The 12330-nt window shown below is 72.9% G+C and carries 9 protein-coding genes and 1 tRNA gene; 2 read left to right on the top strand and 8 right to left on the bottom strand.

Annotated elements, in window-relative coordinates:
* The first annotated feature begins 183 nt into the window (after nucleotides 1-183).
* The gene (locus DEI83_RS11165) at nucleotides 184-2571 is read left to right on the top strand and encodes an Ig-like domain-containing protein (RefSeq protein WP_181431186.1); all 2388 of its coding nucleotides are present in this window, start codon (nucleotides 184-186) and stop codon (nucleotides 2569-2571) included.
* An 18-nt stretch (nucleotides 2572-2589) separates the two neighbouring features.
* Here the strand turns inward: DEI83_RS11165 and DEI83_RS11160 are convergent, their stop codons facing one another.
* From DEI83_RS11160 to DEI83_RS11125, 8 genes are all read right to left on the bottom strand, one after another.
* Complete coding sequence (locus DEI83_RS11160) at nucleotides 2590-3912, bottom strand: threonine/serine exporter family protein (protein WP_181431185.1); 1323 nt, start codon at nucleotides 3910-3912, stop codon at nucleotides 2590-2592.
* Between the two features lie 51 nt (nucleotides 3913-3963).
* Nucleotides 3964-4037 (bottom strand) — tRNA-Leu (locus DEI83_RS11155).
* 96 nt (nucleotides 4038-4133) lie between these two features.
* Nucleotides 4134-5606, bottom strand: coding sequence for an NAD(P)/FAD-dependent oxidoreductase (locus DEI83_RS11150; RefSeq protein WP_111082029.1), 1473 nt, complete (start codon nucleotides 5604-5606; stop codon nucleotides 4134-4136).
* A 43-nt stretch (nucleotides 5607-5649) separates the two neighbouring features.
* Complete coding sequence (locus DEI83_RS11145; protein ID WP_111082028.1) at nucleotides 5650-6198, bottom strand: DUF501 domain-containing protein; 549 nt, start codon at nucleotides 6196-6198, stop codon at nucleotides 5650-5652.
* A 35-nt stretch (nucleotides 6199-6233) separates the two neighbouring features.
* The gene (locus DEI83_RS11140) at nucleotides 6234-6806 is read right to left on the bottom strand and encodes a septum formation initiator family protein (RefSeq protein WP_111082027.1); all 573 of its coding nucleotides are present in this window, start codon (nucleotides 6804-6806) and stop codon (nucleotides 6234-6236) included.
* Between the two features lie 394 nt (nucleotides 6807-7200).
* On the bottom strand, nucleotides 7201-8484 hold the full coding sequence (gene eno, locus DEI83_RS11135; RefSeq protein ID WP_111082026.1) for a phosphopyruvate hydratase: 1284 nt from the start codon (nucleotides 8482-8484) through the stop codon (nucleotides 7201-7203).
* 98 nt (nucleotides 8485-8582) lie between these two features.
* Entirely contained in the window at nucleotides 8583-9827 is a 1245-nt protein-coding gene (gene hisS, locus DEI83_RS11130) for a histidine--tRNA ligase (protein ID WP_111082025.1), read from the bottom strand.
* Nucleotides 9828-10045: 218 nt separating this feature from the next.
* Complete coding sequence (locus DEI83_RS11125; RefSeq protein WP_111082024.1) at nucleotides 10046-10927, bottom strand: MazG family protein; 882 nt, start codon at nucleotides 10925-10927, stop codon at nucleotides 10046-10048.
* A gap of 143 nt (nucleotides 10928-11070) precedes the next feature.
* Between DEI83_RS11125 and nhaA the strand changes: the two genes are divergently transcribed.
* A complete protein-coding gene (nhaA, locus tag DEI83_RS11120) occupies nucleotides 11071-12249 on the top strand; it encodes a Na+/H+ antiporter NhaA (RefSeq protein WP_111082023.1) in 1179 nt (392 codons plus the stop codon).
* The last annotated feature ends 81 nt before the right edge of the window (nucleotides 12250-12330 follow it).

Raw genomic sequence — 12330 nt, 5'->3', positions numbered from 1 at the left:
GGATCGATCTTACCGAGCAGGTCCGGACGCCTTCGCCGGGGACCGATGTTCACGGGCGATTCCCGAGTGCCGCACACCGGGTTCGCGGGCGCTGTCCGGCGGAGACGTCGATCGAGCGCGGAACCGAACCGGTCACCGCGCGGGGTGTTGACCCCGGCGTCCGGATCACGTGGGATGGACCGGATGGACACGGCAGGGGACGACGTGGGACAGCGGGACGGCAGGGGTGACGTCTCCCGTCGTCGACCGCGGACGACCCCGGGCGGTGCCGGCAGACGCGGCCGGAGCACGAGCGGCAGCGTCGCCCGCCTGCTCGTCGTGACCGCCGGACTCGTCCTCGGGCCGCTCGTCCTCCTGCCGCTCGACGCCGTCCCCGCGGTGGCTGCCACGTCGACCCTCCCCGGCGCCGGCACGAGCCCGGCACCGACCCAGCCGCCCACCTTCGCGAACCCGGTGCCGGCGCCGGGCGCCCCGAGTCCCTCGCCGACCCGGACGCCGGTCGCCCCTCCGTCGAGCGGTGCCCCGACGGCCCCCACGATCACCGACCCTGGTGACATCACGACCGACCTCGCACGCTTCTCGGGACGCGCCACCCCCGGCCACGGTGTCCGCGTCGCCGACCCCGCCGTCCCCTCGGCCTCGGTCTGCCGGACGACCACCAGACCCGACGGGACGTGGTCGTGCGTCGGGACCGTGCACTCCGGTCCGGCCCAGGTCTTCACCGTCCTCGACACGACGACGTCCTCCCTCCCGAGCGTCGACGCAGCCCCGTCGGACGTCATCGTGCCGCCGGTCGTCGCGACGCGACAGCCGACCACGGGTGCCGTCGCCGGCACCGGGCGGGCCGGTGCGACCGTGACGGTGACCCGCGCCGGGAGCCCCGCGGTGCGCACCGCGACGGTCGGCCCCACCGGCACCTGGCACGTCTCGTGGGGTGTCGGCCCCGGTGCGCCGGCGGACGGCACCTTCACCGTCACGGCCACCCAGACCGCCAGCACGGCGGACGGCTACCGCTCCGACCTCCGCAGCGCGGTCTCCGCACCGAGGAGCGTCACGATCGACCGGACCCCGCCGGCGGCGCCGCGCATCAGCACGCCGGCCGCTGCCTCGCGGGTCGATGCACGCTCGCTGCGCATCGCCGGCAGCGCCGAGGCGGGCACCATCGTGACCGCCTACGTCGACGACGTGGCGGTGTGCCGCTCCGAGGTCACCACCGCCGGCTCCTGGTCGTGCCGGGTCGCGGACGTGTTGCGGCCCGGGTCGCACCGCGTCGGCGCGGGTGCGCAGGACGTGGCCGGCAACACCTCCCGGTCGGCGTCCGCGGTGACCGTCCGGGTGGGCGGTCCGTCCGCTGCGGGCTCCGGCGGACCGACCGGCGCGAGCGACGCCTCCGGAGCACCCTCGTCCGGTCGGGGTCCGACGACCGGCACCACGCCGGGAGCCGGTGCCGGGGACGGGACCGGCCGCGGTGGCGCAGCCGGCCGCGGCGCGGGGAGCGGTCCCGACGGCGGTGACGACCGGGGGTCGGCAGGCGGACTACCCGGTGGCGGGACCGACGGTGGACACGGCGGGCGGCCGGACTGGTCCGGGCCCGCGGGCGACTGGTCGATCGCCACGACCTACGACCACGCGGTGCCGACGATCCAGTCCTCGTTCTCGTGGCGCACGCTCGCGATCGCCGCCGGTGCCGCCGTGGCGTTCCTCCTGCTCGTCGCCGGTCCGGTCCGGGCCCTCGCCGGGGCCCTCCGCGTCCGGGCACCGGGCCCTGCCTCCCGGTTCACCGGCCGGAACCGGCCCCGGTCCGAGCGCACCCGCGGCGACGACGCCCTGCCGGCCTGGGCCTCCGTCGGCATCGGGGTCGCCCTCGCGGGACTGCTCGCACTGCTGAGCACCGGCATCGCGCTCGAGGCCCGGTACGTCCGCCTCGCCCTCGGCGTCGTCGCCGGGGTCGCCGTGCTCACGGCCGGCGTCGTGCTCGCCACTCGGTGGGCCGCGGGCGAGGACCGACGGGCCGTCACGTTCCGCGTCTCGCCCTGGCTCGTGCTCGCGGCGGTCGTCGCGAGCGGCCTGACCCGCGTCGCGGACCTCTCCCCCGCCCTCGTCGTCGGCGTCCTCCTCGTCCCGGTCGGACGCACGGACGTCGACACCGCAGCGATGCGGCTCGGCAACGGCGTCGCCGCCTGTGCCCGGAGCGCGACCTGGCGTTCGGTGACACTGCTCGTGATCGCGGCCGCCGGCTGGGTGCTCCACAGCGTGACCCCGAGTGCGGGCTTCGCCGGCTCGCTCGCGTCCGAGTTCGCGAGCACCCTCTGCGTCGGCGCCCTCGGCTCGCTCGTCGTGACGCTCCTCCCCCTGCGCGGCTCGGCGGGAGCCGCGCTCGCGTCCGTCTCCCGTCCGCGGTACGCGGCCCTCGCGGCGGTGGCCGTCGGGCTCGCCGCCGCGGTCTACTCCGGCCCGACCGGGACACACGTGCCGGTCGCCGCGATGGCTTCGGGCATCGCGGTCCTCGTCGTCCTCGGAGCGGCCGCGTGGGTCTGGCTCCGGCACCAGGAGCGCGCGCAGACTCCCTGATCCGGCCCCGCCGGCCCGTCAGGAGGTCGGGGCGGACCGGGCGAACAGACCGGGCAGCAGGCCGCCGATCTTCGTCCCGACGCAGAGACTGACGAAGGTCGCCAGCGGCGTCGCGAGGGCCGCTGCGTCGAAGGTCGCGACCGCGACCAGCCCGACCGTGCCGGGCACGAGCAGCAGGAACGCCGGGCGGAACGACACCGTCGCCGGGACCACCGGCACGATCCGCTCGAGGACGCGGGTCGCCACGAACAGCAGCGCAGCGGCGAGGCCGGTCGCGACGACGCTGCCGCTGAACGGCGTGAGCCACGACACCAGCGCGTAGGCGGTGACCATGACGACCACCGACGCCGCCGTGAGCCGCCAGCCGGAGCCGAACACCAGGCTGATGCCGGTCGCGAGGACCACGACGGCGACCCAGGACGCCCAGAGCGCCGGGACGGCCTCCCAGCCGGCACGGTCGGTCCCGATCCCGGCGACCTCACCGACGAGCGCCGCGGAGGTCGGATCGACACGGAGCCCGGTCACCGCGCTCCCCGCAGCGATCCCCGCGGCCATGAAGCCGAGCATGATGAGGCCCTGCATGAGCCGGGCGGAACCGGTCACGATGTCGGCGGCGGTGAGCTCGAGCAGGGCGTTCGTGATGAGGGCTCCCGGCACGAACACCGCGACCGGGGCGCACACCGCGTAGAGCGGGACGTGGTCGAACCCGGTGCCGGCGGCCACGAGTCCCACCACGGCCGTCGAGCAGAAGGCCGCGAGGAACGGGACGACGGCGACGGCCTCGCGGAAGCGCCGCAGCAGCAGACCGATCACCCCGACGAGCGCTCCGACGACGAGCGCGAGGAGGACCGCCCACCACGGGCAGCGGAACACCACGGCGAGCCCGGCCGACGTGAGCGCGTTGCCGAGCACCCACGGCAACGGGGCTGGCGGCCGGGTCCCCTGCCGGATGCTCCGGACCCGGGCGGGGATCTCGGCGAGGGCGATCGCGCCGCGCTCCAGGCCGAGCACGAGACGGTTCGCGCGGGCGGACTGGCGGAACGAGAGCTCGATGCCCTCGGCGTTGACGATGGTGGCGGCACCGGTCGCGGTCTCGCTGACGATGACGAGCGCGGGCAGCACCCCGATGGCGAGTCCGTCGCCGACCCCGGCCGAGTCGCGGGCCTTCTCGAGCGCCGAGCGGACGTCCGTGACGGAGCTGCCGGCGTCGAGGAGCAGGGCGCCGAGCGTGCCGAGCAGCATGCCGACGGGGACGGTCTCACCGTCGATGACCTCGACGTGGGCCTCGGGGCGCCGCAGCGCATCCCGGAGGTTCGTCAGCGCACTCCCGATCCCGACCACCTGGTCAGCGTAACGAGTACGCCCGGAGGGACTCGAACCCTCGGGTCTTCGTACCCCCGGAGGGACTCGAACCCTCAACTCGGCGATTTTAAGTCGCATGCCTCTACCGATTGGGCCACGGGGGCGCACGACCGCTGACGGTCGGGCCGGATCAGCCTACCGACGCACGGAGGGCGGCCACCCACTGGGTGACCGCCCTCTCGACCGCGTGTGTGCGGTGCTTACTCGGTCTTCGCCGACTCGCCGGCGCCGACGGGCTCGGCGGCCTTCGAGACGTCCTCGGCGGGCGTCGCGTAGGCGGGACCGGCAGCGCCGGCCGGCTGGCCCTCGGCCGGGGACTCCGCCGCCGGAGCGGCCTCGACGGCCGGCTTCGGGCGTGACGCCCAGGCCTCGAACGCTGCGCGCGGGGTCTCACGGTCGTCGAGGGAGGCGATGTCGCGACCCAGGAAGAAGTTCCCGACCCAGTCGCCGACGACGCGGATCTTGCGCTCCCACGAGGGCATGGCCAGGCCGTGGTAACCACGGTGGGCGCCCCAGGCGAGGAAGCCCTTCATCGAGAACTTGCCGGACTGGAAGACACCGATGCCGAGACCGAGGCCCGCGACGGCGCCGAGGTTCTCGTGCTTGTAGTCGACGGTGGCTTCGCCGCGGATCGTCGCGACGAGGTTCTTCGCCAGCTGCTTGGCCTGGCGGACCGCGTGCTGGGCGTTCGGGACGCACATGCCGCCGACGCCACCACCGGTGAGGTCCGGGACGGCCGCGACGTCACCGCAGGCCCAGGCGTCGGCGATGACCGTGCCCTCGTCGACGATGCGGAGGTCGGGCTGCACCGTGATGCGACCGCGGGGCTCGAGCGGGAAGTCGGTGCCCTTGACCATCGGGTTCGCCATGACTCCGGCGGTCCAGATGATGAGGTCGGACTCGATGACCTCGATCGACTCGTCCTTGGCCTTGAGCTGGCAGACGCCACCCACGGCCGAGGCGAGCTGCGTCTCGAGGTGCACCGTGGCACCCCGCTCGGCCAGGTTCTTGAGGACCCAGTGCGAGGTCTCGAGCGAGACCTCGGGCATGATGCGCCCCATGGCCTCGACCAGGTGGAAGTGCGTGTCCTCGAAGGCGATCTGCGGGTAGCTACTGAGCAGGTCCGAGACGAAGGAGCGGAGTTCGGCGAAGACCTCGATGCCGGCGAAACCGCCACCGACGACGACGACCGTGAGCAGACGCTGCCGCTCGGGGCCCGCGGGCAGGTTCGCCGCCTTCGCGAAGTTGGTGAGGATCTTGTCGCGGATCGCGGCGGCCTCTTCGATCGTCTTGAGGCCGATGGCCTCGTCCGCGACGCCCGGGATCGGGAAGGTGCGCGAGACGGCACCGGCCGTCATGACGATCTGGTCGTAGGACTCCTGCCACGGCTCACCGACGGCGGGGGTGATCGTCGCGGTCTTGTTCGCGTGGTCGACCCCGGTGACCTTCGCGGTGACGACGCGCGTCGTCTTGAGGTGACGGCGGTGCGAGACCACGGCGTGACGCGGTTCGATCGAGCCGGCGGCGACCTCGGGGAGGAACGGCTGGTAGGTCATGTACGGCAGCGGGTCCACCATGACGACCTCGGCTTCGCCCTGGCGAAGGTGCTTCTCGAGCTTCCATGCGGTGTAGAAGCCGGCGTAACCGCCGCCGACGACGAGGATCTTGGGCACGGGTGGTGATCTCCTTGGGGTGGTTGAGCTGCTGGGAGGCTGGTCAGGACTCGCCGCCACCCACCCCGACTCCGGCGTCTGCACCATCATCATAGGCCCGGCACTCACACCGGGAGGGCGACCAGTCCGCACGCTGCAGCGCGAGGTCGCCGATGGGGTTGACGCCGGGTCCGGCGGCGAGGGCGTGACCGACGAGCGCGTGCAGGCACTTCACCCGGGTGGGCATGCCACCAGCGCTGATGCCCGCGATCTCCTCGACGTGCTCGATCGACTCGCGGTCGTCGAGGTACGCCTGGTGCGCGCGGCGGTACTGCTCAGCGGTGTCGGGGTCCTCGAGCAGTGCGGCCAGCTCGGGCATGACCTGGTTGGCCTCGAGGGTGCTGACGGCTGCGGTGGCGGCCGGGTGGCACAGGTAGTACAGCGTCGGGAACGGGGTGCCGTTGCCGAGGCGGGGCTTCGTGGACACGACCGTCGGGTTGCCGCAGACGCAGCGAGCGGCGATGCCGATGACGTCGCGGGCGGGGCGGCCGAGCTGGGCGCTCACCACCTGCACGTCGTGCGCGGTCGGCGGGTCGAACGGAGGGGTCGTCACGGGGACGTGAGCCTACCGGACTCCGCGCGTCGGCCCTACTTCGAGGTCGAGCCGCCGTCGGTGGCGCCGCTGTCCGAGCTGCCGCTGTCCGTGGTGCCGCTGCGGCCCTCGAGTTCGTCGCTCGTGTCGTCCGACAGGCCGGACTCGAGCACGGAGGACAGCATCGACTGCACCCAGTCGACCTTCGGCGTCTGCACGGTCGAGCTGACCGGAGTACCGGAGTCGGTGGTCGGCGCGGGCGTCGCCGAGGTCCCGCCGTCCCCGCCCATCACGAGGTAGCTCTCCTCGCCCGGGTACACGTAGAGCAGTCGGTCGCGCGCCTGCGCCTCGATGTAGGCCGGGTCGTCCCAGCGTGCGACGTCGTGCTTCTTCTGCGCCACGTCGGCCTTCTGAGCCGCGACCTGGCGCTGCATGCCGGTGATCTGCTCCTGCTGCTGCACGAGCGTGCGGAGCGAGGGGGCGAGCACCACGACGAAGAGCACGATGATCGCCAGCATGAGCAGGCTGAAGCCGGAGAAGTGCAGCGACCGGTACCACGGTTGCCCGGAGGTCGCGCCCTCGGGCATCACCACGGGGACGCGGCGGACGCGGGGCTTCTGGCTGGGCACGGGACGACGATAACGCGGCCGCCGGGGCTCGGCACCCCGGCGCGCGCGCGTTGCGCAGCCTCTCAGCGACGCGGCCGGCCTGGGAACCGGCCCCGACACGCTGCCGCGTCCAACGGGCGCCTCTGAGCGGACGAGACGCCGCCGAGTGGACCGGACGCCGCTCAGCGGGCCAGACGCCGCCGGATGGGCCAGGCGCCGCCCAATGGGCCGGACGCCGCCGAGTGGGCCGGACGCCGCCGAGTTCGGCGGCGTCTCGCGCGGGAGAGGGCGTCTCGCGCCGGCAGACGCGTCTCGCACGGGAGGCCCGCCTCACCTCCCCGAGGGCCGTCTCAGCCTGCCGGGACGACGGAACGCCGCCCTCCCCGGAGGGAGGACGGCGTTCCGAGGGTGCTGGTTACAGCGATGCCGAGCGCGGGAACGCCGAGCGGCCGGCGTAGACCGCGGCGTCGCCGAGCTCTTCCTCGATGCGGAGGAGCTGGTTGTACTTCGCCACGCGGTCCGAGCGGGCCGGGGCGCCGGTCTTGATCTGACCACCGTCGACCGCGACCGCGATGTCCGCGATCGTGGTGTCCTCGGTCTCGCCGGAGCGGTGCGACAGGATCGCGGTCATGCCGTGACGGTGCGCGAGGGAGACGGCGTCGAGGGTCTCGGTCAGCGTGCCGATCTGGTTCACCTTGACGAGGATCGAGTTGCCGGCCTGCTCGTCGATGCCACGCTGCAGACGCGTCGGGTTCGTCACGAACAGGTCGTCGCCGACGATCTGCAGCTTCGAGCCGAGCTCGGCGGTCAGGTGGGTCCAGCCCTCCCAGTCGTCCTCGGCCAGCGGGTCCTCGATCGTGGCGAGCGGGTAGTCGCGGGCCAGGTCGACGAAGTACTGCGTGAACTCTGCGCTCGAGAGCTGCTTGCCCTCGAAGGAGTACTTGCCGTCGTGGAAGAACTCGGTGCTGGCGACGTCGAGGCCCAGCGCGATGTCCTTGCCCGGGGTGAAGCCGGCCTTCTCGATCGCCGCGAGGAGGAAGTCGAGCGCCGCGCGGTTGGAGGCGAGCTCCGGTGCGAAGCCGCCCTCGTCACCGAGGCCGGTCGCCAGGCCCTGCTTCTTCAGCTCGCCCTTGAGGGCGTGGTAGGTCTCGACACCCCAGCGCAGGGCCTCCGAGAAGGACTCCGCGCCGTAGGGCACCAGGAAGAACTCCTGGATGTCGACGTTGGTGTCGGCGTGCGCGCCACCGTTGACGACGTTCATGAGCGGGACGGGCAGCGTGTGCGCGTTCGGGCCGCCGAGGTAGCGGAACAGCGGCAGGTCGACCGAGTCGGCCGCGGCGCGGGCCACGGCGAGCGAGGCGCCGAGGATGGCGTTCGCGCCGAGGCGGGACTTGTTCTCGGTGCCGTCGAGCTCGATGAGTGCGGCGTCGACGAGGCGCTGGTCTGTGGCGTCGAAGCCCTCGAGCGCCGGGCCGATCTCGTCGAGCACCGCCTCGACGGCCTTGAGGACGCCCTTGCCGCCGTAGCGGGAGTCGTCGCCGTCGCGCAGCTCGTACGCTTCGAAGGCGCCGGTGGAGGCACCGGACGGGACGAGGGCGCGCGAGACGACACCGTCGTCGAGGAGGACCTCGACCTCGACCGTCGGGTTGCCTCGGGAATCGAGGACTTCGCGTGCGCCTACGGCATCGATCACTGCCACGGGGTACTCCCTGTCGTTGGGTTGTTGTGGTTGCGTGGTCGATCCTAGCGACGCCGGTCGGGCTCGACGGCGGGCTGTGGATGACCGGCGGGCGTCCGTCAGGCGAGCGGACGGAACTCGACGCCCTCGAGCGTCTCGGTGTCGGCGCCCACGGAGGCGAACGCGCCGAACCCCTGCTCCGCGAGCCCGGCGAGCAGGTTCTTCATGTTCTTCGTACGCTTCTCGAGCCGGACGCGGTGGTGCGCGTCGAGCGCCTCGGCCTTCAACGCCGCGAGCCGGACCGGATCGACGTCCTTGTCGTAGACCAGCACGACCGCGTCGGACTCCGCCGAGCCGGGCAGCGACACGAGGTCCACGAGCCGCTCGAACCCGAGCGAGAACCCGACCGCCGGGACGTCCTGCCCCAGGAAGCGTCCGATCATGCCGTCGTAGCGTCCGCCACCGCCCAGGCTGTACCCGAAGTCGGGGTGCGCGACCTCGAAGATCGTGCCGGTGTAGTAGCCCATGCCGCGGACGAGCGTCGGGTCGAAGCGGAGGTCGACACCGGGCAGCGCCGCCCGGAGCCGCTCGAGGTCGGCGAAGGCCTCGGCGTCGAGCCACTCGGCACCACGGACACTCTCCCAGTCGGCGGACTCGAGCGCCCGGATCGTGTCGGCCGTGGCCCCGGGGTCGAGGCCGAGCGTCTGGCCGAGCTCCTCCGCGACACCGACGGCCCCGATCTTGTCGAGCTTGTCGACCGTGATGAGGGCTCGGTCGGCTGCCGACTGCTCGGTGACCCCCCACGATGCGAGGAGGGCGAGCAGGATGCGGCGGTCGTTGATGCGGATCGACGTGCCGACGATGCCGAGCGCGTCGAGTGCCGCGGTGGTCGCCCGGATGAGCTCGATCTCGGCGAGCTGCCCGGGCTCCCCGAGGACGTCGATGTCGCACTGCACGAACTGGCGGTAGCGGCCCTTCTGCGGCCGCTCGGCACGCCAGACCGGGGCGATCTGCACGGCACGGAACACGCTCGGCAGTTCGGCACGGTGCGATGCGTAGAACCGGGCGAGCGGCACGGTCAGGTCGAACCGGAGCCCGAGGTCGGCGAGGTCGAGGGGTGCAGCGGCCTCGCGCAGGTCGTCGGTGGTGAGGCCGCGGCGCATCACGGCGAAGGCGAGCTTCTCGTTGTCGCCCCCGAGCCCGGAGTGCAGACGCGCGGCGTCCTCGACGACCGGCGTCTCGATCTCGTCGAACCCGTGGCGCGCGTAGACACCGCGGATGACGCCGAGCACGTGCTCTCGCCGGGCCTTGTCGGCGGGGAGGTGGTCTCGCATGCCTCGGGGGGCAGTCACGGTCGTGGCCATGGCGTCAATCTTCGCAGAGCAGGAGCCGGGGTTGCAGCCGCCGGTGTCCGCTGATATGCTGCATCCAGAACCTCGGCCGGAACGTGCCTGATCCACATGCCGGTCGTCAGCGGGGGCGATGTGCTGCAGACGCCTCCGCGGTTCGGGCGGGATCCCCTGACGAGACGTTGCTCCCTGGTGGCGTCTCCTCCCGCTCGCGGGCGTCCTCCTTTTTCGGGTTAGGAGGACGCCCGCTCCACGTCGTCGCCGCCCCCGGGCTCGGTGGTCCCGGCGACGCCACGCTCGAGCTCCCGACCCGAAGCCTCGAGCATCGCCACGGCGGCGCGGAGACTCGCGACGGGATCGATCCCCTGCTCGTGCGCCACCGAGACCTCGGCCAACATCCCGGCTCCCCAGGCGGCATCGACCCGGGTCCCGGCCTGCGAGCCGAGCACGGCCGCAGCGACGTCCCCGGCCCCCGCAGTGCCCGCGACAGCCACGTCTCCCGCAGGACCGGTCCCGCCGGCGGCGGTCGGAGTGGCCGCGCCGTCCGCCACACCGTCGGCATCGGCAGCGACCGGCTCGTCCCCCGCAGCGGAGGCCCCCACGACGTCGAGCGCGGCCCCGTCCGTCACCGAGGCCACGGCTGCGTGCAGGTCGCCACGCTCTTCGAGCCGTTCGAACAGCTTCACCGCGCGTTCGAGCGGCGGCATCGCCCGCGGCACCCCCGTGTAGGTGCTCGTCCGCGAGGACTTCTCGGCGGCCTTCGCGGCACGCCAGACCCGGATGACGTCCTCGACCGTGTGCGCCTCCTCGTCGCCGAAGACGTGCGGGTGGCGGCGCTGCATCTTCTCGCGGACCGCCGCGGCGACGTCGTCGAGGTCGAACCGCCCCTGGCGTGCGGCGATCCCCGCGTGCAACACCACCTGGTACAGGACGTCGCCGAGTTCCTCCCGGAGTTCGTCGTCGTCCCCGTCGTCGATGGCGTCGACGAGTTCGTACGCCTCCTCCACGGCGTACCGGGCGAGGCTGGCGTGGGTCTGCTCGCGGTTCCAGACGCATCCGTGCTCGGGGTCGAGCAGGCGGTCCACGACGGCGACGAGTTCGGCAACGACAGTCATGCCGCCATGCTGCCACCCGCAGCTCCGCGTGGATCGGACACCAGGGTCGCCCCACTACGATGGGCGTCGGTGTGTCGGGAAGTCTGGTCGACGGTCCGTTCCCCGTACCCGACCACCGGGTGCCCGTTCCCCCTCGGAGCCACATGCCCTCCTTCATCCGTTCGCCTCGCTTCAGCGCGATCGCCCTCCTCTCCGCCGCCGTCCTCGGACTGATCGTCGCGAACACCGCGCTCGGCCCCGGGCTCGAGCGCGGTCTCGACTGGCACACCCCCTGGGGCGCGGTCGGCCTCGACCTGTCGATCTCCCACTGGGTCAGCGACGGCCTGCTCGCGGTCTTCTTCCTCCTGGTCGCCGTCGAACTGAAGCACGAGCTGGTCGCCGGTGAGCTCGCCAACCCGAAGACCGCCGTCGTCCCCGCCATCGCCGCCGTCGGTGGAGTGCTCGTCCCGGCGCTCGTCTACCTGCTCGTCACCGCCGGCACGCCGTACACACACGGCTGGCCGATCCCGACGGCGACGGACATCGCGTTCGCGCTCGGGGTCCTGGCCATGTTCGGGCGGGGGCTGCCCTCGACGATCCGGGTGTTCCTGCTCGCCCTCGCCGTCCTCGACGACCTCATCGCCATCGTCATCATCGCCGTCGTCTTCGCCCACGGCACCGACTTCCCGGCCCTCGGCGGCGCCGCGGTCCTGCTCGTCGTGTTCGCGCTGCTCGGTCGTCGGCTGCGGCCGGGCAGCGCCGCGCAGCCGGTCCTCATCGTCGCGATGGTCCTCATCGGCCTGGTCACCTGGTGGCTCGTGTACCGCTCCGGGGTGCACGCGACGATCGCCGGCGTGGCCCTCGGGCTGGTCCTCCCCCGTCGACCGGGCGGCACCCTGCACGAGCACGTGGAGCCGTGGTCGAACGCGATCGTCCTGCCCGTCTTCGCCTTCGTCTCGGCGGCCGTCGTCATCCCCGCCGTCGGACTCGGGGAACTCTCCCCGACGTTCTGGGCGGTCGTGCTGGCACTCCCCGTCGGCAAGGTCATCGGCATCACGCTGTTCGGTGTCGTCGCCGGTCGGCTCTTCCGCGGTCCCGGTCGGTCGACGCTCTCGTTCGGGTCGGTGGTGACCGTGGGCGTCCTCGGTGGCATCGGGTTCACGGTCTCGCTGCTCATGAACGAGCTGGCGTTCGCCGCGAACGAGGAGATCGTCGACGAGGGCGTCCTCGCGGTCCTCGTCGGGTCGGGCATCGCGATGGTCGCGTCCGCCGTCGTCGTGTCCGTGCGGGCGCGCCGGTACCGCCAGCGCCGCGAGCTGTCCGAGGCCGAAGCCACCGAGTAGCGCCGGTCCGCGCACCAGCGCGACCACCAGACGGACGGGAGGCCCGGGACGGATCCGCCGCGGGCCTCCCGTCCGTCCGGT

The organism is Curtobacterium sp. MCBD17_021, assembly GCF_003234525.1.
Classification (GTDB): domain Bacteria; phylum Actinomycetota; class Actinomycetes; order Actinomycetales; family Microbacteriaceae; genus Curtobacterium.
This window is presented reverse-complemented; position numbering and strand designations above follow the sequence as displayed.